Genomic DNA, 26,589 nt, shown 5'->3' on the forward strand with positions numbered 1-26,589 from the left:
TCATGAACACTGCGGGCAGAAAGGCACTCTTCGATGAGTGCCTGCTTGAGTGCCAGGTTGTATTTCGTCATGGAACACCCTCCGGTTGGGGATCAGGTGTCCAACTTTCGGGGGTCAGTTCACGTAAGGGCGGAAAGGTGACTTCGCGTCACCATGGCAAATGAATGCGCATATAATTTTCAAGACTCGTGCTTTAAAAGTCAAAGTCAAAGTCGGTCGGTGCTGGTTTTAATCGTTATAAGTGCATTCATTTACGATGTCGACGCATAGTCACCTTTTCGCCCTTACGGCGAGTTCCTTTTTGAAGGATCAAAAAGGAACCAAAAAATCCTCGCTCCATTCATCCGGCCCTCCGCTTCGCTCCGGGTCCCCTCACTCCGGCCTTGCTCCCGGGAGGACCGCGCTGCAGGGCCCATCCTGGGCCCCAGCGCTTGACGGGCATCCATGCCCGTCACCTCCCTGCGCAAGGCCTGCGTTCGGCCTCCTGAAGTCGCGAAGTTACGGGCGGCGCCTGGGCTGACGCAGCTGTCGCTAGCGGGCTATGGGGCTAAACTTTTGATCGGCAACGGCAACGGCAACGGCAACGGCAACGGCAACGGCATAGCGCTGAGCTTGCCTCGTTGGGACGCCGGCGTGTCTCAAGCCACCTTGAGCAAGGCCTCGACCAAATCTCCCTTACGCATGGTCGACACGTGGCATGGTCGTTCTCCTCTGCGTCAGTGGGTCTGCCAGACACCGTTGTTGCGCTCACAATCGCTACGCGCCTGGCCCAGGCTCGGGGTGTCGTAGTAGTAGGTGATGATCCGCGCATCCTTGGGCACGGCAGGGCGGCTGGAGGGCTCGCCGCGCCCCGCGGCATCGGGATTGGCCAGGGTTTCCTGGGTCAGCGGCGCGATGCAGCTGCCAACGCTGCCGTCGACACAACGCTCGACCCTGCGTTTCTGGCTGTTGAGCATCTCTTTGCTTTCATTGCTGCACGACCAGGCGATCGCTTCGGCGGGCATGTTGCCGTAGCTGTAGCAGGTGTGCTGCTGCACCGGTTTGACCGCCTCGCTGGACGAGCGGGTGACCACGTCGCAACCTTCGGCCAGCACCTGCCCGCTGGCCAAGGCGCCCAGCAGTGCCATACACAGAGCGAACCGCATGATGTACCTCCCAGGCCCGAAGGCCCTTCAGCGCTTGTCGAGGGCCGGCCTGGCCTGTTGACGCAAGGCCTTGGCGCGCTTCTCGAGGATCAGGTAGGTGACCACCGCCAACAGCAGCGGAATCAGGTAGTACAACGTCCGATAACCCAGCAACGCGGCAACCAGCGTGCCCTGGCCGAGCTGGCCGTGGAGCAGGGCGAGGAACACGGCCTCCAGCACGCCGAGCCCGGCGGGAATATGCGCGACCACGCCCGCCACGCAGCTGATCAGCAATACGCCCAGCACCGAGGGATAGAACAGTTCCGGAGGCAGCAGCAGGTGGATCAACGCCGCCATCAAAGCCCAGTTGCTGGCCCCCAGGACCACCTGGCACAACGCCAGGCGCAGGCTTGGCAGGGTGACTTCGTGCCCACGCAGGTCCCACGTTCGCCGCTTGGCGAAGGCACAGGCGAACAGGTAAGCCAACCCGATCGCCACCATCAGGACGCCTATCAGACGCAGGCCGTCGGCGCCCACCGCCCAGCTTTGCGGCAACTTGACCAAGCCCAGGGCGAATACCGTTCCGGCCAACAGCAGGTAACCCATCCAGTTGGTCAACAGGCCCAGGGTGAGGATGCGGGTGATGGTCGGGGTATCCAGCCCCAACCTGCTGTACAGGCGATAACGCAGGGCCACGCCACCGACCCAGGTGGTGAAATTGAGGTTGAACGCATAGCAGACGAACGCCACCGGCAGCACCTGGCGGGCCGGCAGGCGGTGGCCGGTGTAGGCGCGGGCGAGCAGGTCGTAGCTGGCGAACACCAGGTAGCTGCACAGGGCCAGCAGCAACCCCAGTGCCAGGGTCGAGGGTCGGTAGGCCAGCAGTGACTGGCGCACTTCGTTCCAGTCCAGGTTACGTGCCAGGGTGAACAGCAGCACCGGGATCAGCACCAGGAACAGCACGGTCAGCAGGCGTTTGCCCCAGGTCTTCCAGCGTGGCGTGGCCATCAGGTCTTGCCCCCGTGGTAGTCGGCCGGGGCGTCGCTGTCGGCTTGCAGCGATTGCAGGCGTTGCCGGTGGGCCGGGAACCAGCCGGCGATGCGTGGGAAATAGCGGGTGATGTGGAAACCCAGGAAGATCAACGGCGCACGCCACCAGTAGCCGCGCACCATGCGCTCCAGGGTCACGGTCTTGCAGTGCTTGCGGGTCAGCTCGCTCAAGTGCTGGTAGAGACCGTCGTTGAACGCCCGGTCGCGGATCAGCAGGTTGGCTTCGAGGTTGAACGACAGGCTCAGCGGGTCGAGGTTGCTCGAGCCCACAGTGGACCAGTCGTCATCCACCAGCGCCACCTTGCCGTGCAGCGGACGCTGGCAGTACTCGTGGATGCGCACATCGTCGCGCAGCAGGTAGTTGTAGAGCAGTCGCGAGAGCGCGCGTACCCAGCGCATGTCCGGTTGCCCCTGGAGGATCAGCGTCACCTCGACCCCGCGCCGGGCGGCGTTGCGCAGTTCGCGCAGCAGGCGATAGCCGGGGAAGAAGTAGGCGTTGGCCACGACGATACGTTGCTTGGCTTCACGGAAGACCTGCAGGTAGCTGACCTCGATATCGTTGCGATGGCGCCGGTTGTCGCGTTCCACCAGCACGGCGCTGGCCGGGCCTGCGGTGGTGCAGGTCGGCTGGATCTGGCTGGCGGCGTCCAGCACGGGTGCGAGCATACGGCACGAGGAAGCGTGCACCTGAGCCACCACCGGGCCGACGACTTCGACGGCGTAGTCCTGCTTGGCCTGCGGACCGAAATCGCCGAGGTGGTCGGCGCTGTAGTTGATACCGCCAATGAACGCGCGCTGCCCGTCGATCACCAGGATCTTGCGGTGCAGGCGGCGGAACAGGTTGGTGCGCATGCCGGCCAGTCGGGGTTGCGGATCGAACGAATGGAAACGCACCCCGGCCTCGGTCATCGAGGCGATGAAGTCGTCGGGCAGGTCCGCGGTGCCGTAGCCGTCCACCGCCACCTCGACCCGCACCCCGCGCTGCGCGGCGTCGACCAGAGCCTGGCGCAAGGGTTGGCCGACCTTGTCGTCGTAGATGATGAAGGTCTCCAGGAGGATCTCCTCCTGTGCCTGGGCCATGGCCTCGAACACGCGCGGGTAGTACTGCTCGCCATTGATCAGCAGTTCGACACGGTTGCCGTCGCTCCAGGACTGTTTCATAGCGTCACCTGCGCCACCAGTGGGGCATGGTCGGAGAGGTGTGACCACGGGTATCTGGACAACACCCGCGCCTCGCAGGCCTGAGCATTGCGCAGATAGATGCGATCCAGGCGCAGCAGCGGCAGGCGGGCGGGAAAGCTGCGCGCTGGTTTGCCAAAGGCTTCGCGCAGATGGCCCGACAGTCGGGCATCCGCTTTCAGGCGCCAGTCGTTGAAGTCGCCAGCGACGATGACCGGCTCGTCCGGCGGCAGGCTGTCGAGCAACGCCAGCAGCAGGCCGACCTGGCGCTGACGATGGTCTTCGCGCAGCCCCAGGTGAACGCAGATCGCGTGCACCTGCTCATGGCCGGGCACTTCGAGGAGGCAGTGCAATAGACCGCGCTCCTCGTTGCCGTGGATCGTGACGTCGAGGTTGTCGTGGGCGCGGATCGGAAACTTGGACAGCAGGGCGTTGCCATGGTCGCCATGGGGATAGACCGCGTTGCGCCCGTAGGCGAACTGCGGCCACATGCTGTCGGCGAGAAATTCGTACTGAGGGGTCTGCGGCCAGGTGGGGTGGCGCTCGGCATGCTGTTGATGGCTGCCGTGGACCTCCTGCAGAAACACCAGGTCGGCGCCTGTCGAGCGGACCGCCTCGCGCAGCTCCGGCAGGATGAAACGGCGGTTGAACAGGGTAAAGCCCTTGTGCACGTTGAGGGTCAGCACCGTCAGGCGGTGCACGGCGCTGACCTTATCGATGATGCAGCGGGGGGCGGGCAGGGTCCCGTTCATAGCGCCCCCTGGCACAGTCCCCTGGGGTAGAAGCCCTTGCGCCATGGGCCATAGCGCCAACTGGAAATACCAATGCGGATCTCGCTCACGAGGGCTTCCTACGTTCGTGTACTTATCAGTAGCGACCGGTAGCGGAGCGAGAGGGTTCAGCAGGATTGACGAGTGGCGCTGGCTGGGAAACCGGTTCACCGCTGGCTGATGACCATGCTGCACCAAGGTGTCGTCATCCGTCGGATTATTCCTCGGGTGGCACCTGGCCTTCCGGCCAGTCGGGTACCTCATGTTCCGGAGCGGGCGTTGGGACCTTTTCGCCGGGATCGTGCGGTACTTCATCGACATAAGGGTCTGGATGGTTGGGGTCGATCATGGTTGTTACCTCGTCAAAGCATTCGCGGCCTCACATACCGGCAGGACCGGAACCGTTCGATACGATCCAGGGCGAACGCTGTCGCCCTGGTTGGACCCCTTCGGAATCAGCGTTCCTTGTCCATGCCCTGGTCTTGGTCGCGTTGTTGACCACCGACTTTTCCAGTGTCGGTAAGGTTCTTCCTGTCATCAGGCTGTTCCACCGATTGCCCGCCTTGTCGCCCGGTATCCTGGGACTGCGCCCAATCCTTGTCGGTCTTGTCCTCAGGCCGTTGACCGCCTTGCTGGCCGCCTTTCTGCCGGTCGGTCATGTCGCCTGCTGCGCCGTGGCCGCCTTGTTGGCCGGCGTTGCCCATATTGTTGTCGGCGCTACGGTCGCCGCCCTTGTCCTGATTGTTAGCCATGATGGCTTACCTCTGGTCGAACACAGGAAGGTCTGTGTTCAGTTATGACTGGGCTGTCAGTCATCGCAGTAAAAATATTCTCGGTTTTTCGGACCAGTTGCCTGAAGGACCGCGAGGCAAATATTTAGCGGGTGAACAACAGCAGTGCAGGGAGGCGCCCTGCACTGTGAGAACACCTGCCGAAGGGGGCGAGAAAAACCGGAACTTTGCCCGCCTTGTGGGTCTCCACCGCATGCCAGCGTGCAAATCGAGGTGAGTCCATGAACAGCGACAACGATACCGACGACAATCGACCACAATCCCCGGTGCAACCGGAGGATGACGAGCCGCAGGTGCAATCAGACGACCCGGACATAGGCCAGCCTGGCGAAACCGGGCAACCGGCCTGAAGGAGATCCAGCCATGAAATTCGACCGGTTTGCCCAATGGCTGGCCAACCACAGTGGACGCCCGGTGACCTTCGCCATTGCCTTGATGCTGATCATCGCCTGGGGAGTGAGCGGGCCGTTGTTCCACTTCAACGACACCTGGCAACTGGTGATCAACACCTCGACCACGATCATCACTTTCCTCATGGTGTTCCTAATCCAGAACACCCAGAACCGCGACAACGATGAGTTGCACATCAAGATCGACGAGCTGCTGCGCACCACCAAGCGGGCGCACAAGGCACTGCTCGACCTCGAGGACATGGGGCCGGCTGAACTGCATGCGCTGCGCAAGCATTACCAGCAGATGGGCGAGCACGACCCGGCGACGCCGGGCAGTGACGCTGTGGAAAAGAACACGCCTGACTGACCCTGGAGGACGACATGGCCAGACACATCATCCACTACACCGGCCCGATCAACTCCGCGACCTGCGGCAACCTGATCAATACCTGCTCCAAGGCCCTGCAACAGGACGCCGAGGTATTGCAGCTGAACATCGCCACCATGGGCGGCGAATGCAGCTACGGCTTCACCCTGTACAACTTCCTGCGCGCCTTGCCGGTGCCGGTGCATACCCACAACCTGGGCACGGTCGAGTCGATGGGCAACATCCTGTTCCTGGCCGGCGTTCATCGTACGGCCTGTGCCTGCAGCAAGTTCCTGTTCCATCCCTTCCATTGGACCTTGCACGGCTCGGTGGACCATGCGCGCATGGCCGAGTACGCCATGAGCCTGGACTACGACCTGCGCCTGTATGCGCAGATCGTCGCCGAGCGCACCGAAGGCGCCAGCGACGTGCTCGACGTGCCGCGCTACCTGATGGCCTATCCGCGTATCCTGGCGCCGCAGGAGGCGCTGGCCAGCGGGATGATCCATGCCATCGACGAGTTGCCGATCGCTGCGGATGCGGTGCAATGGAGCGTACATGCGTGAGGCGGCACACCTCAGGCGCTGATTGCCGTTAGTCAGAACGCGACGAGAACCAATGAGCTGTCGCGAATCTCGACAACTCATAACTGTTGCACGGTGGCACTGTCTGCCACGTCCAACCAATACGTAGAAGGAGACACGTCATGGCTCGTGACCCAGACCAGACCGGCCGGCGCGGCGGTACCAAGCAAACCAATCCCGGCAACTTCGCCAACGACCGCGAGCGGGCATCCCGTGCAGGTCAGAAGGGCGGCCGCAACTCAGGCGGTAACTTTGCCAATGACCGGGCTCGTGCCTCCGAGGCGGGCCGCAAGGGGGGGCGCAACAGCCATGGGGGCGGCAGCGGTTCGTAACAGGCTGGCCCTCCCTTCACAGTGTCGGACAATTTTTTTGAATTTTCATGGAGCACCGCGATCAGTCAGAGAGTCATCCATGGAGAAGAGGAGGGCCAGCGGCAATGCCAAGTCCCCAGCTATTTACCATTGAATATCGGCTGCACGGAGAGCCGCGGCGGTTCATCATCCGCCAGGAGCACATGGACAACGCCGAGGCCTGGCACTGGGCCAGTTGCGACGCGGGGTTGGGGATCATCCCGAAGTTTGGGCGGGAAAAGATCAAGAAGGTCAGCCGGCCGATGGCCGAGCGGCATGGCATCACGGATGTGCACTGGCGGGTCTGACCCGCTCCTTCGGTAAGGTATCGGCCCTTTGGGCGCGGGCAGTCTTCAAGCCCCGGATTCCGGATCACTGGCCGGTACACCGGGGCGATTCTCTTCCTCGGTCAGGTTGGGATCGGTATCCGGGTCGTCGGCCTGGTCATTGCGTCGGTCAGGCTCCAGTTCCGGCCAGTCGCTCTGCACGTCACCACCACCCATCCAATGTTTCTCGTTCATGTCGGCATCCTCGTTCAACGCGTGAGGCGGATTAATCCGCTCCTCGTGAATTGGGATCGTGCAGCGGCATGGGAAGGTCTATTTCATTCGATCCTTGGCGACAAGCGGTCCCTCAGTTTCCGGAATACTTCACCGCCGCCGCCGTGCGGGTCGGTACATTGAGGGTCTTGAGCAGCGAAGACACATGGATACGCACGGTAAACGGCGAGATATCCAGCGCCCGTGCGATCTCCTTGTTGGTCTTGCCCTGGGCGATCAGGCGCAGCACATCCTGCTGGCGGTGGGTGAGCTGTTCCAGTTCGCTGGAGGCCCCCAGTTGCGGCAGCAGACCACTGGGCAGGTAGTTGACCACCACCTCGCCGGCGCGGATGGCGAGGATGGCCGCGCCGATTTCCGCAGGGCTGACGCTCTTGCCGATAAAGCCATCGACACCGGCGGCCATGACTTCGCAGATCACCTCCGGGTCGTCGACCATCGACACCACGATCAGCGTGGTGCGCGGCAGCTGCCGGCGCAGCTCGGCGAGGCGGCCGATGCAGGTAAGGCCGGGAAAGCGCAGGTCGAGGATCAGGGTGTCGGGGGTGGCGCCCAAGGTGGCCAGGCGCAGCACGTCGGCCAGGCTGCCGGCTTCCTCCAGCCGGGCTTCGGGCAGGATTCGCCGCACGGTATTGACCATGGCTTCCCTGAACAGCGGGTGGTCATCTGCCACGATGATGCGACAACTCACGTCGAGGAACTCCCTGTCGTCCGACACATGCTAATTTAGCAGTCAACTGTGGCATTTTCCCATGATGCATGCCGCAAATGCCGACTGGCGCACAAGGACGTTACCCCATGAAGTTCGAGAAGAACAACGAACTGGACCAGGCCAACCTGCGCATCATCGTCGCCTCCTGCGCGATCAGCTACGTGGCGCTGCTGGGCTTCCTGCCGGGTCGCTCGCCGGCCACCTATCTGCCGGTGATACTCTACTACGCCGCTTTCGTGGTGGTTTCGATCGGCATGCGCCAGGCTATCAAACGCTGGCCGGGGCATTATCCGGCGCGGCGGATCTTCGGCATGCTGGGCGACTACACCGGCACCAGCTTCGGCCTGGTGGTCGGCGGCGAGACCGCGCTGCCGTTGTATGCGGTGATGGTGTGGATCAACCTGGGCAACGGCATGCGCTTCGGCTCGCGCTACCTGGCCATCGCCACGGTCCTGGCCCTGGCTGCGCTGCTGGTGGTATGGCGGCTGACCCCGTACTGGCAGGAGCAGCCGTTTCTGCTGCCGATGCTGCTGACCACCAGCACCCTGATCCCGTTCTATGCCCACCTGCTGCTGGAGCGCACGCGCAAGGCCACGGCCCTGGCCGAAGCCGCGACCCGCGAGAAATCGCGCTTCCTGGCCCAGGCCAGCCACGACCTGCGCCAGCCGATCCACTCCATCGGCCTGTTCACCGCCTGCCTGCGCGAGGCACGCCTGGGCGAGGAGGAGCGGCGCCTGGTGGACAGCATCGACCGCTCGCTGCTCAACGTCTCGCAGCTGTTCCGCTCGATCCTCGACTTGTACACCCTGGACAATGGCCGGGTACAGCCGAAGTGGGAGACCTTTGCCGTGGACGGCTTCCTGCGCGAGCTGCTGCGCCAGAACAGCGAGGCGGCGCGCTGGGCCGGGGTGGAGATGCGCCTGGTGCCGAGCCGTCACTGGATCCGCGCCGATCCGGGCATGCTGGCGACCATGGTGCAGAACGTGTTGTCCAACAGCTTCAAGTACGCCACCGGACGCCGGTTGCTGATCGGCGTGCGGCCTTGCGGGCAGGGCCTGGCCATCGTTGTCTGCGACCAGGGTCGGGGGATTGCCGAGGAGCACCAGGACCGGGTGTTCGAGGAGTTCTACCGGGTGCGCGAGGCACGCGACAAGGATGTCGAGGGGGTTGGCCTGGGTCTGGCCATCGTCAAGCGCCTGGGGCGGTTGATGGGCCTGCAGGTCAGCCTGCGCTCGCGCCTGGGGCATGGCACCTGCGTGACCCTGCAGGGGTTGGCCAGGGCCCCTGCGCAAGTGCCGCGGGCCACGCTTGACCAGGCCGTGCAGGCGGGCCTGCTCACTGGGCTGCGGGTGTGCCTGGTGGAGGACGACCACAACGTGCTGCAGGCCACCAGTGCCTTGTTGCAACGCTGGGGGTGCGAGGTGCAGGCCGAGAGTTCGCCCCATGGCCTGGTCAGCGACTGTGATGTGATCGTCGCCGACTATGACCTGGGACCGCAGGCTACCGGCATTGACTGCATCGACCAGTTGCGCGCGCAGCGCGGCGCCGATGTGCCGGCGCTGATCATGACCGGTCACGACATCGACAGATTGCAGGGCGCCTTGCACGCACGGGGTATCGCGGTGCTGGCCAAGCCGGTGCGACCTGCCGAGTTGCGCGCGGCGTTGCGCGCCCTGCGCGAGACGGCAGCGGCGCCGGCGGTTCAGGCCGGCGCTTGAGGGTGTCACTGGAAGACGGGGGCCTGGCCTTCCTTCCAGCAGGTGGGGGACGGGGTGTAGATGCCCATGCCGGCCACGGCGACCAGGCCGCCGCTGGGCACCTGGCAATCGAACTGCCCCTTGCTGGTGCTGGCAGTGAAGTAGGTCGTGTTCGAGTCGCTGCGCAGGTTGCTGACCTTGCTCACCGGCACGCCGAGGGTCACCTCGGTGCGCTGCTTGAGGGTGTCGGCGCTGGGGCTGGCGGTCTGGCAACCGGCCAGGGCAGCGAGGCCGGCGAGCAGGAACAGGGACTTGAAGGGGAAGGACATGGGGATCATCGCGTTGCTTCCTTGGCATTGTTCTCGGTACGGCGCCCCCACCGCCAGGAAGGGGACTGGCGGTGGGGCGGTGGGCCGACTATAGCGCCGAGGGGTGTTGCACGATGTAGGGCGGATGTGCGAGGTGGCATATTGCCTTTATTGTTGGGCCTTTCAAGCCTATCGCCAGGCCCCTCGCAACCCAACCACGCTCACCGCTTCACCACCAACGTCAAGATGTCATAACTGGCCACCAGCTCACCCAGCTGGTTGGTCACCTCCACATCCCAGGCCACCACCCCTTGGGCCTGCCCTTGCGGACTGGTCTTGCCCTGGTCGATCTTGCGCTTGCAGGTCAACCGCGCCTGGATCGTGTCGCCGATACCCACCGGGGTGATGAAGCGCAGCGTGTCCAGCCCATAGTTGGCCAGCACCGGCCCTTCGCCCGGGCTGACGAACAGCCCGGCCGCCGCCGACAGTACGAAATAGCCATGGGCAATGCGCTTGCCGAACTGCGACTGCTTCGCCGCGATTTCGTCGAAGTGCATGTAGAAGTGATCCCCCGACAGGCAGCCGAAGTTGACCAGGTCGGCCTCGGTCACGGTACGGCGGTGGGTCAGCAGCGACTCGCCGATGCGCAGGTCGTCGAAATACCGGCGGAACGGGTGTACTTCGCTCTCGATCACCTCGGCGCCGCGCACGTACTCGCCGGTCACCGCCATCAGCATGCTCGGAGAGCCCTGCACGGCGGCGCGCTGCAGGTAGTGCTTGACCGCGCGCAGCCCGCCCAGCTCTTCACCGCCGCCCGCACGGCCGGGGCCGCCGTGCTTGAGCTGCGGCAATGGCGAGCCATGGCCGGTGGATTCCTTGGCCGCCTCGCTGTCGAGCACCAGCAGCCGCCCGTGCCAGGCCGCCGCCACCGGGATGGCCTTGGCCGCCACGGCGCGGTCGGCGGTTACCAGCGATGCCACCAGGCTGCCCTTGCCGCGGGCGGCCAGGGCCAGGGCTTCGTCGAGGTCGTCGTAGGCCATCAGCGTGCTCACCGGGCCGAACGCCTCGATATCATGGGCGCCGCCCTCGGCATGCGGGTCGCGGGCCAGCAGCAGGGTCGGGGCGAAGAACGCGCCTTCGGCCACGCCTTCGCCCACCGGGGTGAAGCCATCGCTGGCGCCAAGCAACTGCTCGCAGCTGTCCAGCAACTGGAGCACACGCTCGGCGACATCACGCTGCTGGTCATGGGAGGCCAGCGCACCCATGCGCACACCTTCCATCGAAGGATCGCCCACCACCACCTTGCGCAGGCGTTCGCGCAGGCGGGTGGCCACCGCGTCGAGGTGTTTGGCCGGGACGATTGCGCGGCGGATCGCCGTGCATTTCTGCCCGGCCTTGGTGGTCATCTCCCGCGCCACTTCCTTGATGTACAGCTCGAACTCCTCGCTGCCGGGGCTGACGTCCGGGCCGAGGATGGCGCAGTTCAGCGAGTCGGCCTCGGCGGTGAAGGGCACCGAATGGCGGATCAGGTTCGGGGTCACGCGCAGCTTGGCTGCGGTGTCGGCGGAGCCGGTGAAGGTCACCACGTCCTGGCCCTGCAGGCGGTCGAGCAGATCGCCCGTGCTGCCGATCACCAGTTGCAGGCTGCCGGTCGGCAACAGGCCCGATTCGTTCATCAGGCGTACCACGGCTTCGGTCAGGTAGCTGGTGGACGTGGCGGGTTTGACGATGCACGGCATGCCGGCGAGGAAGGTCGGGGCGAACTTCTCCAGCATGCCCCAGATCGGGAAGTTGAAGGCGTTGATATGCACGGCCACCCCCGTGCGCGGCACCAGGATATGGCTGCCGGCGAAATGGCCATGCTTGCCCAGCGCGATTGCCGGGCCTTCATGCACCAGGTTGCCCGACGGCAGTTCGCGCCGGCCCATGCTCGAATAGGCGAACAGCGTGGCGTTGCCGCCCTCGATGTCGATCCAGCTGTCGGCGCGGGTGGCGCCGCTGTGGTGGGACAGGGCGTAGAGCTGCTCCTTGCGCTCGGCCAGGTACAGCGCCAGGGCCTTGAGCCGGGCGGCGCGCTGCTGGAAATCCATGGCCAGCAGCTGCCTGAGGCCCTGGGCCCGGGCGAAATCCACGGCTTCGGCGAAGTCCGGGCGCTCTTCGTGGCTGTAGGCCAGGATGTGGCCATCCAGGGCGCTGCGCAGGGCCTGGGCGCCGTGCTGGCCGATCCAGCGGCCGGCGATGAAGCTTTGCAGGGTAGGGGCGGCGGACATGCTGTTCTCCTTTGAAGGGGCGCGGTTACCAGAGCGCCAGGGTGTAGCCGATGATCAGGCGGTTCTCGTCCACGGCGTTGGTCAGGCCGTTGCCGGACCGGAAGGTGACGTTGCGCCAGCGCAGGCTGACGTCCTTGAACGGGCCGCTCTGGATGACGTAGGTGATGTCGGTGTCGCGCTCGCGCTCGCGGCCATTGCTGACCGTGGCGGTCTCGGCGTGGCGGCCGTCGGTGTAGCGGGTCATGAAACTCAAGCCGGGGATGCCCAGCGCGACGAAGTCGTAGTCGTAGCGCACCTGCCAGGAGTCGAGCCCGGCGCGGGTGAAGGTGTTGTAGGTGACCAGGTTGACGGTGTACGGATCGCCGCCGTTGAGGAACGGGAAGGCGCTGTCGCCGGACATCTGCTGCCAGGTGGCGGTGAACTTGTGGGCCTTCACACCCAGGGTGAACATGGCGTTGAAGTTGCGGTTGTCGATGCGCCCGGCGCGCTCGGCGCCGTCGCCGCGGCTGTCGAAGTAACGCAGGTCGCTGCGCAGGCTGACGCCTTCGGCCAGGGGCTGGGTATGCAGCAAACCGATGTATTGCTGGCGGTAGATGTCTTCGAGCTTGGCGTAGTAGTAGCTGACGCTGGCCTGCGGGGTGATGGCGTAGCTGCCGCCGCCGAAGTCGAAGTGGTCGCTGCTGGCGACGCCGTAGCCGATGTCGTCGCGCCCGGAGGAGTCGCGCAGGTTGGCCTTGGTCAGGCGGCCGCCGTTAAAGGTCAGGCCGTCCAGCTCCTGGCTGGTCAGCAGGCCGCCCTGGAAGGTCGAGGCCAGCAGGCGGGTGTCGTTGTACACCACCACCGGCAGAATCGGCTGCAAGGTGCCCAGGCGCAGGGTGCTCTTGGACACCCGCAGCTTGCCAGTCAGGCCCAGTTCGCTGTAATCGTCCACCGGTTCCAGGCTGCGTGGCCCGTAGGGCAGCAGGCCGGTGTTGCGCCGGTCGCGGCTGGAATCGAGCTTGATCCCCAACTGGCCCATGGCGTCCACCCCGACACCAACCGGCCCCTCGGTGAAACCCGATTCGAAGCGGGCGGTGAAGCCCTGGCCCCATTCCTCGGCCTTGCTCTGCGGGGCGTTGCCCTGGCGGAAGTCGCGGTTGATGTAGTGGTTGCGCAGTTCGAGGCGTGCGTGGCTGTCAGCGACGAAGTCCGCCATGGCCGGCAAGGGCAGGGCGAGGGTGGCCAGCCAGGCGGCTGACTTGAGGTGCGTGCGGTTCATTGTTGTTGTCCCCGACATTGTTATTGTTCTTGAGGTCAGTGCTTGCTGGCGCCGGCGGCGCCGATACCGGTCATCGAGCGGATGAACTGGGCCAGGTAACGCCCACGCTCATCGCGCGCCCGCTCCGAGCCGTCGGTGACCGAGAAGGCCCAGGCGGCGAGGAAGGCCAGCGACATGGAGAACAGCGCCGGATTGCTGTAGGGGAACAGCGCCCGCTCGTTGTGCAGCACGTTGACCCACACCGCCGGGCCCAGCACCACCAGCACGATGGCCGAGACCAGCCCGGCCAGGCTGCCGCCCACCGCGCCGCGAGTGGTCAGGCCTTTCCAGAACATCGAGAGCAGCAGCACCGGGAAGTTGACCGAGGCGGCCACCGCCAGCACCAGGCCGGAAAGGAAGGCGATGTTCTGCGACTCGAACAGCAGCCCCAGCAGCACCGCGAACAGGCCGATCCCCAGGGTGGCCAGGCGCGATACGCGCATCTCTTCCTTCTCGCTGGCCTGGCCCTTGCGCACCACGCAGGCGTACAGGTCGTGGGACACCGCCGAGGCCCCGGACAGCGCCAGGCCCGCGACCACGGCGAGGATGGTGGCGAAGGCCACCGCCGAGATGAAACCGAGGAACAGGTTGCCGCCCACCGCCTGGGCCAGGTGCACCGCGACCATGTTGCCGCCGCCGATGATCGCCCCGCTGGCGTCGCGGTAGGACGGCTCGGTGCCGACCATGACGATGGCGCCGAAGCCGATGACGATCAGCAGCAGGTAGAAATAGCCGATGAATCCGGTGGCGTAGAACACGCTCTTGCGCGCTTCCTTGGCATCGCTGACGGTGAAGAAGCGCATGAGGATATGCGGCAGGCCGGCCGTGCCGAACATCATGCCCAGGCCCAGGGAGATGGCGTCCACCGGGTTTGACAACAGCGCTCCCGGCGCCATGATCGCCTGGCCCTTGGCGTGCACGGCCACGGCGCTGGCGAACATCGCCTCGGTGCTGAAGCCGAAGTGCCTGAGCACCATGAAGGCCATGAAGGTGGTGCCCGACAGCAGCATCACCGCCTTGATGATCTGCACCCAGGTGGTGGCGAGCATGCCGCCGAAGGTGACGTACAGCACCATCAGCACGCCCACCAGCATCACCGCGTACAGGTAGCTGATGCCGAACAGCAGCTCGATCAGCTTGCCGGCGCCGACCATCTGCGCCACCAGGTACATCAGCGCCACGGCCAGGGTGCCGAAGGCCGAGGTCAGGCGCACCGGGGCCTGGGCCAGGCGGTAGGAGACCACGTCGGCGAACGTGTACTTGCCCAGGTTGCGCAGGCGCTCGGCGATCAGGAACAGGATGATCGGCCAGCCGGCCAGCACGCCCAGGGCGTAGAGCAGGCCGTCGTAGCCGTTCATGAACATCATCGCCGAGATGCCGAGGAAGGAGGCGGCGCTGATCATGTCGCCAGCGATCGCCAGGCCGTTCTGCATGCCGGTCAGGCCGCCGCCGGCGGTGTAGAAGTCGCTGGCCGAGCGGGTGCGCAGGGCGGCCCAGCGGGTCACCAGCAGGGTGAAACCGACGAACACCAGGAACATCGAGATGGCGGTCCAGTTCATCGCGCGCACTCCTGCTTGACCACCTCGTTGAGCGGGTCGATGACGCGGTTGGCGCGGTGCATGTAGATGCCGGTGAGGGCGAAGGACAGCAGCACCATCAGCACGCCCACCAGCATGCCGACGCTGGTCACCCCGCCGCTGAGGGACTGGCCGAGCACGCCGGGGGCGAAGGCCACCAGCAGGACGAAACCGTAGTAGGCGACGAGCATGGCCAGGGTCAGCGAGCCGTTGAGGCGGCGCTTGCGCTGGATCAGTTGCACGAAGGCGGGGTGCTTGCTGATGGATTCGAGGTGTTCGGGTGTCATGGGGAGCGTTCTCTCTGGCTGTTGTAATTGTTTTTTCAGGTCACGCGGGTGTTGCCGGTATCTGTGTTGGCTTCTTCGCGGGTAAACCCGCTCCCACAGGGACGGCGTTGGTCTTGAGGGCGCCGATGTACCTGTGGGAGCGGGTTTACCCGCGAAGCAGGCGACGCGGTGCTAGAGCTGATCGAAATCGAGCACCACCTTGTCGCTCAGCGGGTAGGTCTGGCACGACAGCACATACCCGGCCGCCACTTCGTAGTCCTCCAGGGCATGGTTGCTGTCCATCTCCACCTCGCCCTCGATCACCTTGCACTTGCAGGTCGAGCACACGCCGGCCTTGCACGACCAGGGCAACTCGGCGCCGATGGCGTTGCCGGCCTCGAGCACGCTGCGGGTGTTGCGCGGCAGGTCGAAGGCCAGGGCGCGGCCGTCGCTGATCACGGTGACGTGGCTGACCGCCGAATCCACCTGGCGCGCCGCCTCGCGGGCTTCGCGACGGGCCTCTGCACCGGCGGCGGCGAACAGCTCGAAGTGGATGCGCTCCGTGGCCAGGCCATTGGCCCGCAGGCTGTCGCGCACGGTCTCGGTCATCGCCTGCGGGCCGCAGATGAATGCCGCATCGAGTGACTTCACGTCGAGCCAGCGGGCGAACAGCTGGCCGCACTTGTCGGCGTCGATGCGGCCGTTGTACAGGTCGACATCCTGCTGCTCGCGGCTGAACACGAAGATCAGGTTGAGGCGGTCGAGGTACTGGTTCTTCAGGTCTTCCAGGCGATCGCGGAACAGCGCGCTGTTGCTGGCGCGGTTGCCGTACAGCAAGGTGAAGCGGCTGTGGGGTTCGCAGGCCAGGGTGGTGGCGACCAGCGACAGGATCGGGGTGATGCCGCTGCCGGCGGCCACGCCCAGGTAGTGGCCTCGGCGCGCCGGGTCCAGCGGCACGAAGAAGCTGCCCGACGGCGGCATTACCTCGAGCTGCTGGCCGGCCCTGAGCACTTCGTTGGCGAAGGCCGAGAAACGACCGCCCGGCACGCGTTTGACCGCCACGCGCAATTCGCCGTCCTGCACCGCGCTGCAGATCGAATAGGAGCGGCGCACTTCTTCGTCATCCAATCGGGTGCGCATGACCAGGTACTGGCCCTGGGTGAAACGAAACTCATCGTGCAGGTGCGCGGGCACGTCGAAGGCGATGGACACCGCGTCGCGGGTCTCCTGGCGCACTTGCTTGACGGTCAGGCTGTGAAACTGGCTCATGGCGTTCTCCACGGCTCAAAGGCATTTGAAATAATCGAACGGTTCCAGGCAGGCACGGCAGCGGTACAGGGCCTTGCAGGCGGTGGAACCGAACTGGCTGAGCAGTTCGGTATCACTGCTGTCGCATTGTGGGCAGCACACTTTTGGCGAAGCGCCGCGCAGGCTGACGCTGCCAGCGGGCGGTGCGATGCCGTAGGCGCGCAGGCGCTCGCGGCCCTGGTCGCTGATCCAGTCGGTGCTCCAGGCCGGGGTAAGCCTGCGCTCCAGCGCGGGCTCGGCGAACCCGGCCTGTTCCAGCGCCTGGCGGATATCGCCCTCGATCACCTCGGTGGCCGGGCAGCCGGAGTAGGTCGGGGTGACCACCAGGTGCAAGTGGCCGGCGCGCCAGTCGAGGTCGCGCACGACACCTAAGTCGACCACGCTGACCACCGGTACCTCCGGGTCCATCACCTCGGCCAGCACCGCCCAGGCCTGGGCCAGGTCGCCGTCGCGCAGGGCGCGGGCGCCGCGGTCACCCGCGATCAGCTCACCAGGTCGCATCGGGGTAGGCTCGCGGCAGAAACTGCATCTCGGCCAGCAGCAGGCCCAGGTGCTCGGTGTGCAGGCCCTTGCGCCCGTCCAGGTAGAAGTGGCTGGCGGCTTTGGGCAGCGGCAGCTCGACCGAGGCGAAGATCGTTTCCACCGTGGCGTGCCAGCGCTGGGCGACCTGCGCCGGGTGGGCGGCGATGCCGGCCTGGGCCAGTTGCACTTCGCTGTCGCTGGCGACCGTCAGCTCGACGGTGAAGCGCCACAGCACGGGGATGGCCTCGAGCATGCGCTGGCGGCTCTCTTCGGTGCCGCCGCCCAGGCGCTGCACCCACTCGCCGGAGCGGCGCAGGTGGTAGGTCACCTCCTTCAGGGCCTTGGCGGCGATACCGGCGATGCGCTCATCGTTCGAGGCACACAGACCGTCAAGTACAGCGTGGTGCCAGGCGTCGTAGAGGAACTGCTTGAGCATCGTCACGGCATAGTCGCCGTTGGGCTGTTCGACCAGCAGCAGGTTGCGGTAGGCGCGCTCGTCGCGGCGGAAGACCAGGGCGTCGGCATCGCGGCCGTCGTCCTGCAGTTCGGCGGCATAGTCCAGCCAGTTGCGCGCCTGGCCGACCAGATCGAGGCCGACGTTCATCAGCGCCAGTTCTTCCTCCAGCGCCGGGGCCTTGCCACACCACTCGCACAGGCGCTGGCCCTGGACCAGGGCGCTGTCGCCGAGCAGCAGCAGGTATTGAATCAGTGCTTGCTTGTGCATGGCGCGCCTCACATGTGTCCGACTTCTGCCGGCAGCTCGTAGAAGCTGGCGTGGCGATAGACCTTGTCATCCGCCGGGGCGAACAGCGGATCCTTCTCGTCAGGAGAGGAGGCGGTGATCAGCGCCGAGGGCACTACCCACAGGCTCACCCCCTCGCTGCGGCGGGTGTACAGCTCGCGGGCATTCTCGATGGCCATGGCGGCGTCGGCGGCGTGCACGCTGCCGACATGCTTGTGGTTCAGGCCGTGCTTGCTGCGCACGAAGACTTCGAACAGGGTCCAGACAGACATTGGGGGTATCTCCGCATCATTCGCCGCTTCAGGCGGCGTTCTTGTTCTGTTGCTTGCGGGCATAGGCCACGGCGGCCTCGCGCACCCAGGCACCGCTTTCGATGGCGTTGCGCCGGGTGGCCAGGCGTTCCTGGTTGCACGGGCCGTTGCCCTTGAGCACTTCGTAGAACTCGTCCCACTGGATCTCGCCGAAGTCGTAGTGGCCGCGGGCTTCGTTCCACTTCAGGGCTGGATCCGGCGCGGTGCAGCCGAGCAGTTCGAGCTGGGGCACGGTCTGGTCGACGAAGCGCTGGCGCAGTTCGTCGTTGGTCTGGCGCTTGATCTTCCAGGCCATGGACTGGGCGCTGTTGGGCGAGTGCTCGTCGCTGGGGCCGAACATCATCAGCGCCGGCCACCACAGGCGGTCGATGGCGTCCTGGACCATGTCCTTCTGCGCCTGGGTGCCGTGGCGCATCATGGTCAGCAGCAGTTCGTAGCCCTGGCGCTGATGGAAGCTCTCTTCCTTGCAGATGCGGATCATGGCGCGGGAGTAGGGGCCGTAGGAGGTGCGTTGCAGCACCACCTGGTTGACGATCGCCGCGCCGTCCACCAGCCAGCCCACCGCGCCCATGTCGGCCCAGCTCAGGGTCGGGTAGTTGAAGATGCTCGAGTACTTGGCCTTGCCACTGTGCAGCTTGGCGATCTCTTCGTCGCGATCGGCGCCGAGGGTTTCCATGGCGCTATACAGGTACAGGCCGTGGCCGGCTTCGTCCTGGATCTTGGCCATCAGCTGCAGCTTGCGCTTGAGCGACGGCGCGCGGGTGACCCAGTTGCCTTCCGGGAGCATGCCGACGATTTCCGAGTGGGCGTGCTGGGAAATCTGGCGGATGAGGGTCTGGCGGTAGGCCTCGGGCATCCAGTTCTTGGCTTCGATCTTGATCTCGGCGTCGATCTTCTCCTGGAAGGCGCGCTCTTCGGGCGACATCTCCTCCAGGGACTTGAGGCGTTTGACGCCGGTTTCTACGAGCTGTGCGTACATGTTCAGGCTCCCGGTTGTGGGCTGCTTGGGGCGTGGGTTATTTATAAGCGATACAAAACACAACATCAAACAGTATTTGATGTATCAAATAAGAATTGTGTATCGCATTGGGATTGTCGGGGCTGCTGCGCAGCCCTTTCGCGGCACAAGGCCGCTCCTACAAGGGGAATGCGATCTCCTCTGTAGGAGCGGCCTTGTGCCGCGAAAGGGGCGCAGAGCGCCCCCCAGCTTTCTAAAGGCCAAAAAAAGCCCCGGACCATGCCGGGGCTTCCTTCTCAGCGCTTGCCGTCAGCCAGCCAACCGCTTGTCATACACATGACAAGCCTTGCCCTCCGAACGTTTCAGCGTGCCGCAAGGCTGCAACTGGACCTGCGTGCTGATACCGATATAGGTCTTGATCTGCCGCGCCAGCTCGCCCACCACCTGCTTGCGCTGGCCCTCGTCGAGGTACTGGCTGTCGCTGCGCAGTTCCACATGCACCTCGACGCTGTCGAGGTTGCCATTGCGATACAGATGGATCTCATAAAGCTCTGAAAGCTGTTTTATCTTGAGCACCTGCTCCTCGATCTGCGTCGGGAACACATTGACCCCGCGGATGATCAGCATGTCGTCGCTACGCCCGGTGATCTTGCCGATGCGCCGCATCGGCCGCGCCGTGCCGGGCAGCAGGCGGGTCAGGTCGCGGGTGCGGTAGCGCACCATCGGCAACGCTTCCTTGCTCAACGAGGTGAACACCAGCTCGCCGAGCTGGCCATCCGGCAGCACGTCGCCGCTGACCGGGTCGATGATCTCGGGGTAGAAGTGGTCCTCCCAGATGGTCGGGCCATCCTTGGTCTCGAGGCATTCCATGGCCACGCCCGGGCCCATGATTTCCGACAGTCCGTAGATATCCAGTGCGTCGATGCCCAGGCGCTGCTCGATGGAGCGGCGCAGCTCGTCGGTCCAGGGTTCGGCGCCGAAGATGCCCAGGCGCAGCTTGAGGTCGTGTGGGTCGATGCCCTGGCGCTCGATCTCGTCGGCCAGGTTGAGCATGTACGAGGGCGTGACCATGATGATGTCGGGCTGGAAGTCGCGGATCAGTTGCACCTGTTTCTCGGTCTGGCCGCCAGACATGGGGATCACCGTGCAGCCCAGGCGCTCGGCGCCGTAGTGCGCGCCCAGGCCGCCGGTGAACAGGCCGTAGCCATAGGACACATGCACCTTGTCGCCACGACGCCCGCCAGCGGCGCGGATCGAGCGCGCCACCACGTTGGCCCAGGTGTCGATGTCGTTCTGGGTGTAGCCGACCACCGTCGGCTTGCCGGTGGTGCCGCTGGAGGCGTGCAGGCGCACCACCTGGTCCTGGGGCACGGCGAACATGCCGTAGGGGTAGTTGTCGCGCAGGTCGTTCTTGCCGGTGAAGGGGAATTTCGCCAGGTCGTCCAGCGACTTCAGGTCATCGGGGTGGGCGCCGCAGGCGTCGAAGCGCTGGCGATACAGCGGCACGTTGGCGTAGGCGTGGTTCAGGCTCCAGCGCAGGCGATCCAGCTGGTGCTGGCGCAGCGCGTCGAGGCTGGCGGTTTCCATCGGGTCGAGCAGGGCGCGGTCGGCATCGTGGTAGAGGTTCATGGTTTCACTCGAGTTGTTCTTGTCGTGGGCCGAAGCCCTGAGTGTCATGGCAGGCAGCATACTGCCCGCGTCGCGTGGCGTCTCTGGCGGCTGATCAGAGGCGTTCGAGCACCAGGGCGATACCCTGGCCGACGCCGATGCACATGGTGCACAGGGCATAACGCCCGCCGGTCTGTTCCAGCTGGTGCAGGGCGGTGGTGACCAGCCGTGCGCCGCTCATGCCCAGCGGGTGGCCCAGGGCGATGGCGCCGCCGTTGGGGTTGACCCGGGGATCGTCGTCGGCCAGGCCCAGCTCGCGCAGCACGGCCAGGCCCTGGGCGGCGAAGGCTTCGTTGAGTTCGATCACGTCCATGTCGGCCAGGGACAGGCCGGTCAGTTCCAGTACCTTGCGGGTGGCTGGCACCGGGCCGATGCCCATGAGTCGCGGCTCGACGCCCGCCGCCGCGAGGCCAAGCACCCGGCCGCGAGCCTTGAGGCCATGTCGCCGGGCTGCCGTGGGGCTGGCCAGGAGCAGGGCGCAGGCGCCGTCGTTGACCCCCGAGGCATTGCCGGCGGTGACGCTGCCGCCCTCGCGAAACGGCGTGCCCAGGCGCGCCAGTTGCTCAAGGGTGGTGTCGCCCCGTGGATGTTCGTCCTGCTCGATACGCTTGGCCGGGCCTTTGCGCTGGGGGATCTGCACCGCGACGATCTCCCGGGCCAGGCGGCCATTGGCCTGGGCGGCGGCGGCCTTGAGCTGGCTGCGCAGGGCGAAGGCGTCCTGGTCCTCGCGGGAGATGGCGAAACGCTCGGCGACGTTCTCGGCGGTCTCGGGCATCGAGTCGATACCGTAGTGCGCCTGCATCAGCGGATTGACGAAGCGCCAGCCGATGGTGGTGTCGAACAGCTGCGCGCTGCGGCCGAAGGCCTGTTCCGACTTGCCCATGACGAAGGGCGCCCGCGACATCGATTCGACGCCGCCGGCCAGCATCAGCCCGGCCTCGCCGCAGCGCAGGGCGCGGGCGGCGTTGCCGATGGCGTCCAGGCCCGAGCCGCACAGACGGTTGAGGGTGGTGCCGGGCACCTCGATCGGCAGCCCGGCCAGCAGGCCGGCCATGCGCGCGACGTTGCGGTTGTCTTCGCCGGCCTGGTTGGCGCAGCCAAGGATGACATCGTCCACGGCCGCCCAGTCCAACTCGGGATGGCGCGCCATCAGCGCCTTGATCGGCACTGCGGCAAGGTCATCGGGGCGCACGCTGGACAGGGCGCCGCCATAGCGGCCGATGGGCGTGCGCACGGCATCGATGATCAGCGCGTGGGGCAGGGTGGCGTCAGTCATGGGAGGTCTCCGGCGACAGCACGGTGCCGCGCACTTTGTAGGATTTGCCGTGGAACAGGGCGATCAGCTCGCCCTGCTGGTTCTCGATGCGCACGTCGTAGTTGCCGGTACGGCCCTTGCGGCTCTGCTCGCTGGCGGTGGCCAGCAACTGATCGCCCAGGCGTGCCGGCGCCACATAGTCGATGCTGCAACCCAGGGCCACGGCGGCTTCATCGTAGCTGTTGCAGGCGAAGGCGAAGGCCGAGTCGGCCAGGGCGAACAGGTAGCCGCCGTGGCAGGTGCCGTGGCCCTGGAGCATGTCGGCGCGCACGCGCATGCCCAGCCGGGCGCTGCCTGGGCCGGCGTCGAGCAGTTCGATGCCCAGGCCCTGGCTGGCGGCGTCGCGGGCGAACATGGCCTGGGCGCAGGCGCGGGCCAGGGTGTGTGCGGATTGCTCAGTCATGCAGGCAGCCTCCTTCGGCGTGGGTGCGGCGCAGCAGCAGGGACGGGCGATAACGTTCCTCGCCGTAGCTGCGTTGCAGGTTGTCGAGCACGTTCAGGGTGTAGCCGACCCCCAGGTCGTCGGCCCAGGCCAGCGGGCCACGCGGGTAGTTGACCCCGGCGCGCATGGCCAGGTCGATGTCGCCGGGCGTACCGACGCCTTGCAGCACGGCGTCAGCGGCTTCGTTGGCGAGCATGGCCACGGTGCGCAGCACCACCAGGCCGGGCAGGTCAGCCACCGGGCAGGCGCTCAAGCCGGCCCGGGCGAGCAGGGCAACGGCCTGGTCCAGGGCCTCGGCACTGCACTCGGCGCCGTGACTGATGGCCAGGCGCGTGGCGCTGGTGTAGTCCAGGGCCAGGTCCAGCAGCACCAGGTTGCGCAAACCGTCCTCGCGGGCGCGCTGGCTGGCCAGGCGGCCATCGGACAGCGCCAGGGTGGCATCCCCCACCCGCAGCAGGCCGCTGCCAGCGCGCTCGGTGACGTCGATACCCTTGGCGCGCAGACGCTCGACCAGGGGCCGCAGGACACCGAGGTCACCTTCCACCGTGCAGCGCTCGACAAGCGCCTGGCTGGTGAGTGCCGCAGGCGCTGGCCGCTCGGCGCCTTCGGCGTAGCTATAGAAGCCCTGGCCGGTCTTGCGCCCGAGGCGCCCGGCGTCGACCAGCTCTTTTTGCACCAGCGATGGCTGGAAGCGGAAGTCGCCATAGAACGCCTCGAACACCGAGCAGGTCACCGCGTAGTTGACGTCATGGCCGATCAGGTCGGTCAGCTCGAAGGCGCCCATGCGAAAGCCTCCGGCGTCGCGCAGCAGGGCATCGAGGGTGGCGCAGTCGGCGGCGCCTTCTTGCAGCAGGCGCAGGCTTTCGGCGTAGAAGGGCCGAGCCACGCGGTTGACGATAAAGCCCGGTGTCGAACGGGTGTGCACCGGTTGCTTGCCCCAGTTGCGGGCGGTGTCGTACAGGGTGCTCGCCAATGTCGGCGCCGTGGCCAGTCCGGACACGACCTCCACCAGCGCCATCAGCGGTGCCGGGTTGAAGAAATGCATGCCGATCACCCGTTGCGGGTGCCGGAGCCCGGCGGCAAGGCTGGTGATTGACAGCGAAGAGGTGTTGCTGGCCAGGATGCAGTCGTCGGCGCACCGGGCTTCAAGCTGGCGTAGCAGCTCCTGCTTGATCGGCAGGCTTTCGACGATGGCCTCGATCACCAGGCGGGCATCGGCCAGGTCGGCGAGGCTGTCGATCGGTTGCAGGCGAGCGCGGATGGTGCTGCGGGTGTCGGGGGTAAGCCTACCTTTCTCCACCAAGCGGCCGAGCTGTCGGTCGATACCCTCGATGGCCTGCGCGGCGGCGCCGGGGCGGTTGTCATACAGGCGTACCGGGTGGCCGGCCTGGGCCGCCACCTGGGCGATACCAGCCCCCATGGCGCCGGCGCCGATCACTGCCACCAGGGCGTTGTTGTCGAGTGCGGCCATGGTCAGCGCCCCTTGAACACAGCTGTGCGTTTGTTCATGAAGGCGCCGACGCCCTCGCGGTAGTCCTCGCTGCGCCCAGCCAGGCGTTGCAGGTCGCGCTCCAGTTCCAGCTGTTGGTCGAAGCGGTTGTCGAAGCTCTGGTTGAGGGCGCGCTTGATCAGGGCCAGGCCATAGGTGGGCTGGGTCGCCAGGTGGCGGGCGAGCTTGAGCGCTTCGTCGCGCAGCGCGGCATCGTCCACCACCCGGTGGATCAGCCCCCATTGCTCGGCCTGCTCGGCGCTCAGGCGCTCACCGAGCAGGGCCAGCGCCTTGGCCCGGGCCATGCCGACCAGGCGCGGCAGCAGCCAGGTGCCGCCGGAGTCCGGCACCAGGCCGATCTTGCAGAACGCCTGGATGAAGCTCGCCGAGCGCGCCGCCAGCACCAGGTCGCAGGCCAGCGGCAGGTTGGCCCCGGCGCCGGCGGCCACGCCGTTGACCGCGCAGATCACCGGCAGCGGCAGGTCGCGCAGGCTGCGCACCAGCGGGTTGTAGAACTGTTCGATGGACTGGCCCAGGTCAGGCAGCTCGGCGCCGGGCGCGACATTGCGGTCGGCCAGGTCCTGGCCTGCGCAGAAGCCACGGCCTTCGCCGGTCAGCAGCAGCGCCCGGGCGGTTTCGCTCTGGCGCACCTGCTTCAAGGCCTCACGCACCTCCAGGTGCATGGCACTGTTGAAGCTGTTGAGCTGCTCGGGCCGGTTCAGCGAAAGCAGGGCGACGCCGTCGTCGCCGATGGAAAACAGGATGTGCTGGAAGGACATGACTGGCTCGCTCCGTCAGTCGGTGGAAGGCTTACAGCCCTTGGAATCGGGCCGGGCGTTTGGCCTGGAAGGCGCGAATACCCTCGTCGCGGTCGGCGGTGCCGGCCAGCAGGGTGAAGGCGTGGCGTTCGAAGCGCAGGCCGCAGGCCAGGTCCATGTCCTGGGCCTTGAGCAGCGCTTCCTTGGCCAGGCGCACCGCCAGCGGTGCCTTGGCGGCGATGGCGGTGGCCACCTGCAGGGCGCGCTCGACGGTGAGTTCGGGCTGGGTGACTTCGCCGACCAGGCCCGCCTGCAGGGCATGAAGGGCGTCGATGGCTTCACCGCCGAGGACCATCTGCATGGCCAGCGGCTTGCCCACGGCGCGCAGCAAGCGCTGGGTGCCGCCGGCGCCGGGGATGATGCCGAGGTTGATTTCCGGCTGGCCGAAACGGGCGTCGCTGCCGGCGATGACGATGTCGGCGCACATCACCAGTTCGCAGCCGCCGCCGAGGGCAAAGCCGTTGACGGCGGCGATCAGCGGTTTGCCAAAGCCGGCGATGCGCTGCCAGTGGGCCACGCGCGGGTCGTTGAGGATGCCGACCAGGTCGCGCTGGGCCATTTCGTTGATATCGGCGCCTGCGGCGAAGGCCTTTTGGCTGCCGGTGATGACCACGGCGCGGATCTGCGGGTCCTGATCGGCGGCGTCCAGTTGTTCGGCCAGCTCTTCCAGCAGTGCCGTGTTCAGGGCGTTGAGGACTTGCGGGCGGTGCAGGGTGATCAGGCGGACGCCGTCCGCCGGGGCCTGCACGATGAGGTTGCTTGGCATGGGGGTACCTCAGGCTGCACGTTCGGCGCCGGCTGGGGCCGGCGTTTCTTGGAATTGTTCGTGGTGCTGGGGCAAGTATATGTACAAAGCGATACGTAAAATCAATATTGAAATTGTAATTGTGTATCTATATTTGAGTCGAGCGACGCTATCGCGGGGCAAGCCGCTCCCACACTGTCACGCTGTTTTAGCCGTTTGTTGGCGCTGGCTTGCCCAGCGATTAGGTCATCACTGTCCTGAAGCTTTGCGAAGAAAGCGATACACCAGCAAGGCATTGACTAAGTGATTTGATCTGATACAGGATCGCCAAATCTTCTGAATCATATCGAGCACCCAGTCCATGCCCTGCTATCGCCTCGACGGCCTGACCCCAGTGGTACATCCCAGCGCCTACGTACACCCCAGCGCGGTGCTGATCGGCGACGTGCTGGTCGGCCCCAACTGCTACATCGGCCCCTTGGCCTCGCTGCGCGGCGATTTCGGGCGAATCATCCTGGAAGAGGGCGCGAACCTGCAGGACACCTGCGTGATGCACGGCTTCCCCGGCGGCGACACGGTGGTCGAGCGCAACGGCCACATTGGTCATGGCGCCGTGCTGCACGGTTGCCGGATAGGTGAGGACGCCCTGGTTGGCATGAACGCGGTGGTCATGGATGGCGCGCATATAGCCCCACGCTGCATCGTTGCCGCCACGGCCTTCGTCAAGGCGGGGTTCACATGCCCGGAGCAAAGCCTGGTGGTTGGTGCACCGGCCGAGGTCAAGCGCCCGCTCAGCGATAAGGAGCTGGCCTGGAAGCAGCGCGGCACCGCCGAATATCACCACCTGGCCCGGCGCTGCATGACCGCGCTGGTGGAGTGCCCGCCGCTGACCGCGCCCGAAGCGGACCGGCCGCGCATGGGCGACTCCGGCTTCAGGCCCAAGGCCGAGGGCGGCGCATGAGCCTTGCGCGGTCGCGGCAG

Annotated in this window: 30 protein-coding genes and 1 pseudogene; 7 read left to right on the plus strand and 24 right to left on the minus strand. The window is 66.0% G+C overall.

Annotation, left to right across the window (positions count from 1 at the left end; all coding sequences use genetic code 11):
* Positions 1–716: 716 nt before the first annotated feature.
* The 6 genes from DMX06_RS11155 to DMX06_RS11175 form a co-directional block, all read right to left on the minus strand.
* Entirely contained in the window at positions 717–1,145 is a 429-nt protein-coding gene (locus DMX06_RS11155) for a hypothetical protein (protein ID WP_110736973.1), read from the minus strand.
* Positions 1,146–1,172: 27 nt separating this feature from the next.
* Positions 1,173–2,132 carry a lysylphosphatidylglycerol synthase domain-containing protein gene (locus tag DMX06_RS11160; RefSeq protein WP_110736975.1) on the minus strand — a complete coding sequence of 320 codons (960 nt, stop codon included), beginning with the start codon at positions 2,130–2,132 and terminating at the stop codon, positions 1,173–1,175.
* Positions 2,132–3,334 (minus strand): cardiolipin synthase ClsB, encoded by a 1,203-nt coding sequence (gene clsB / locus DMX06_RS11165; protein ID WP_110736977.1) that lies wholly within the window; start codon positions 3,332–3,334, stop codon positions 2,132–2,134. The genes DMX06_RS11160 and clsB overlap by 1 nt, the downstream gene beginning before the upstream one ends.
* Positions 3,331–4,104 (minus strand): endonuclease/exonuclease/phosphatase family protein, encoded by a 774-nt coding sequence (locus DMX06_RS11170; RefSeq protein WP_110736979.1) that lies wholly within the window; start codon positions 4,102–4,104, stop codon positions 3,331–3,333. Before DMX06_RS11170 ends, clsB begins: the two co-directional genes overlap by 4 nt.
* A gap of 235 nt (positions 4,105–4,339) precedes the next feature.
* On the minus strand, positions 4,340–4,471 hold the full coding sequence (locus tag DMX06_RS26550) for a hypothetical protein (protein WP_258378835.1): 132 nt from the start codon (positions 4,469–4,471) through the stop codon (positions 4,340–4,342).
* Positions 4,472–4,577: 106 nt separating this feature from the next.
* The gene (locus DMX06_RS11175) at positions 4,578–4,874 is read right to left on the minus strand and encodes a hypothetical protein (RefSeq protein ID WP_110736981.1); all 297 of its coding nucleotides are present in this window, start codon (positions 4,872–4,874) and stop codon (positions 4,578–4,580) included.
* 260 nt (positions 4,875–5,134) lie between these two features.
* On the opposite strand from DMX06_RS11175, the gene DMX06_RS26555 reads away from it, so the two are divergent.
* The 5 genes from DMX06_RS26555 to DMX06_RS11195 all read left to right on the plus strand — a co-directional run bounded on the left by DMX06_RS26555 (position 5,135) and on the right by DMX06_RS11195 (position 6,914).
* Positions 5,135–5,263 carry a hypothetical protein gene (locus DMX06_RS26555; RefSeq protein ID WP_258378836.1) on the plus strand — a complete coding sequence of 43 codons (129 nt, stop codon included), beginning with the start codon at positions 5,135–5,137 and terminating at the stop codon, positions 5,261–5,263.
* 13 nt (positions 5,264–5,276) lie between these two features.
* Entirely contained in the window at positions 5,277–5,672 is a 396-nt protein-coding gene (locus DMX06_RS11180) for a low affinity iron permease family protein (protein WP_110736983.1), read from the plus strand.
* Between the two features lie 14 nt (positions 5,673–5,686).
* On the plus strand, positions 5,687–6,238 hold the full coding sequence (locus DMX06_RS11185) for an ATP-dependent Clp protease proteolytic subunit (RefSeq protein ID WP_110736984.1): 552 nt from the start codon (positions 5,687–5,689) through the stop codon (positions 6,236–6,238).
* 140 nt (positions 6,239–6,378) lie between these two features.
* A complete protein-coding gene (locus DMX06_RS11190; protein ID WP_110736986.1) occupies positions 6,379–6,588 on the plus strand; it encodes a general stress protein in 210 nt (69 codons plus the stop codon).
* A gap of 104 nt (positions 6,589–6,692) precedes the next feature.
* Positions 6,693–6,914: a DUF6555 family protein gene (locus tag DMX06_RS11195; protein ID WP_050705694.1), complete on the plus strand. Its 222-nt coding sequence runs from the start codon at positions 6,693–6,695 to the stop codon at positions 6,912–6,914.
* Between the two features lie 45 nt (positions 6,915–6,959).
* Here DMX06_RS11195 and DMX06_RS26300 read toward each other — a convergent pair whose 3' ends face one another.
* The gene (locus DMX06_RS26300) at positions 6,960–7,127 is read right to left on the minus strand and encodes a hypothetical protein (protein WP_181427815.1); all 168 of its coding nucleotides are present in this window, start codon (positions 7,125–7,127) and stop codon (positions 6,960–6,962) included.
* 112 nt (positions 7,128–7,239) lie between these two features.
* Positions 7,240–7,854 carry a LuxR C-terminal-related transcriptional regulator gene (locus DMX06_RS11200; protein ID WP_110736988.1) on the minus strand — a complete coding sequence of 205 codons (615 nt, stop codon included), beginning with the start codon at positions 7,852–7,854 and terminating at the stop codon, positions 7,240–7,242.
* Positions 7,855–7,961: 107 nt separating this feature from the next.
* Here DMX06_RS11200 and DMX06_RS11205 point away from each other — a divergent pair, with 107 nt between their 5' ends.
* Positions 7,962–9,593, plus strand: a complete 1,632-nt coding sequence (locus tag DMX06_RS11205; protein ID WP_110736990.1) for an ATP-binding response regulator — start codon at positions 7,962–7,964, stop codon at positions 9,591–9,593.
* A gap of 5 nt (positions 9,594–9,598) precedes the next feature.
* Here the strand turns inward: DMX06_RS11205 and DMX06_RS11210 are convergent, their stop codons facing one another.
* The 16 genes and pseudogenes from DMX06_RS11210 to paaF form a co-directional block, all read right to left on the minus strand.
* Entirely contained in the window at positions 9,599–9,910 is a 312-nt protein-coding gene (locus tag DMX06_RS11210) for a hypothetical protein (protein ID WP_050705697.1), read from the minus strand.
* A gap of 191 nt (positions 9,911–10,101) precedes the next feature.
* Positions 10,102–12,150 carry a phenylacetic acid degradation bifunctional protein PaaZ gene (gene paaZ / locus DMX06_RS11215; RefSeq protein WP_110736992.1) on the minus strand — a complete coding sequence of 683 codons (2,049 nt, stop codon included), beginning with the start codon at positions 12,148–12,150 and terminating at the stop codon, positions 10,102–10,104.
* 25 nt (positions 12,151–12,175) lie between these two features.
* Complete coding sequence (locus tag DMX06_RS11220; protein WP_110736994.1) at positions 12,176–13,408, minus strand: OprD family porin; 1,233 nt, start codon at positions 13,406–13,408, stop codon at positions 12,176–12,178.
* Positions 13,409–13,443: 35 nt separating this feature from the next.
* Positions 13,444–15,012 (minus strand): annotated as a pseudogene (locus tag DMX06_RS11225) (cation acetate symporter); the annotation flags it as partial.
* Positions 15,003–15,311, minus strand: a complete 309-nt coding sequence (locus DMX06_RS11230; RefSeq protein ID WP_110736998.1) for a DUF485 domain-containing protein — start codon at positions 15,309–15,311, stop codon at positions 15,003–15,005. The gene DMX06_RS11230 and the pseudogene DMX06_RS11225, both read right to left, overlap by 10 nt.
* 171 nt (positions 15,312–15,482) lie before the next feature.
* Positions 15,483–16,559 (minus strand): 1,2-phenylacetyl-CoA epoxidase subunit PaaE, encoded by a 1,077-nt coding sequence (gene paaE, locus DMX06_RS11235; protein WP_110737000.1) that lies wholly within the window; start codon positions 16,557–16,559, stop codon positions 15,483–15,485.
* Between the two features lie 15 nt (positions 16,560–16,574).
* Positions 16,575–17,099, minus strand: a complete 525-nt coding sequence (gene paaD, locus DMX06_RS11240) for a 1,2-phenylacetyl-CoA epoxidase subunit PaaD (protein WP_110737002.1) — start codon at positions 17,097–17,099, stop codon at positions 16,575–16,577.
* Positions 17,086–17,844, minus strand: a complete 759-nt coding sequence (paaC, locus tag DMX06_RS11245) for a 1,2-phenylacetyl-CoA epoxidase subunit PaaC (protein WP_110737004.1) — start codon at positions 17,842–17,844, stop codon at positions 17,086–17,088. Before paaC ends, paaD begins: the two co-directional genes overlap by 14 nt.
* Before the next feature lie 8 nt (positions 17,845–17,852).
* Positions 17,853–18,134, minus strand: a complete 282-nt coding sequence (paaB, locus tag DMX06_RS11250; protein ID WP_011533969.1) for a 1,2-phenylacetyl-CoA epoxidase subunit PaaB — start codon at positions 18,132–18,134, stop codon at positions 17,853–17,855.
* 28 nt (positions 18,135–18,162) lie between these two features.
* On the minus strand, positions 18,163–19,152 hold the full coding sequence (paaA, locus tag DMX06_RS11255) for a 1,2-phenylacetyl-CoA epoxidase subunit PaaA (RefSeq protein WP_110737006.1): 990 nt from the start codon (positions 19,150–19,152) through the stop codon (positions 18,163–18,165).
* 288 nt (positions 19,153–19,440) lie between these two features.
* A complete protein-coding gene (gene paaK, locus DMX06_RS11265; protein ID WP_110737010.1) occupies positions 19,441–20,760 on the minus strand; it encodes a phenylacetate--CoA ligase PaaK in 1,320 nt (439 codons plus the stop codon).
* 94 nt (positions 20,761–20,854) lie between these two features.
* Positions 20,855–22,075, minus strand: a complete 1,221-nt coding sequence (pcaF, locus tag DMX06_RS11270; protein ID WP_110737012.1) for a 3-oxoadipyl-CoA thiolase — start codon at positions 22,073–22,075, stop codon at positions 20,855–20,857.
* A complete protein-coding gene (paaI, locus tag DMX06_RS11275; RefSeq protein WP_110737014.1) occupies positions 22,068–22,517 on the minus strand; it encodes a hydroxyphenylacetyl-CoA thioesterase PaaI in 450 nt (149 codons plus the stop codon). The genes pcaF and paaI overlap by 8 nt, the downstream gene beginning before the upstream one ends.
* The gene (gene paaH, locus DMX06_RS11280; protein ID WP_110737016.1) at positions 22,510–24,027 is read right to left on the minus strand and encodes a 3-hydroxyacyl-CoA dehydrogenase PaaH; all 1,518 of its coding nucleotides are present in this window, start codon (positions 24,025–24,027) and stop codon (positions 22,510–22,512) included. The genes paaI and paaH overlap by 8 nt, the downstream gene beginning before the upstream one ends.
* A gap of 2 nt (positions 24,028–24,029) precedes the next feature.
* Entirely contained in the window at positions 24,030–24,824 is a 795-nt protein-coding gene (gene paaG / locus DMX06_RS11285; protein WP_110737018.1) for a 2-(1,2-epoxy-1,2-dihydrophenyl)acetyl-CoA isomerase PaaG, read from the minus strand.
* 31 nt (positions 24,825–24,855) lie between these two features.
* On the minus strand, positions 24,856–25,629 hold the full coding sequence (gene paaF / locus DMX06_RS11290) for a 2,3-dehydroadipyl-CoA hydratase PaaF (protein WP_110737020.1): 774 nt from the start codon (positions 25,627–25,629) through the stop codon (positions 24,856–24,858).
* A gap of 340 nt (positions 25,630–25,969) precedes the next feature.
* On the opposite strand from paaF, the gene paaY reads away from it, so the two are divergent.
* Positions 25,970–26,569: a phenylacetic acid degradation protein PaaY gene (paaY, locus tag DMX06_RS11295; RefSeq protein WP_110737022.1), complete on the plus strand. Its 600-nt coding sequence runs from the start codon at positions 25,970–25,972 to the stop codon at positions 26,567–26,569.
* The last annotated feature ends 20 nt before the right edge of the window (positions 26,570–26,589 follow it).

The organism is Pseudomonas mosselii, from assembly GCF_003205295.1.
Classification (GTDB): Bacteria; Pseudomonadota; Gammaproteobacteria; order Pseudomonadales; family Pseudomonadaceae; genus Aquipseudomonas; species Aquipseudomonas mosselii_B.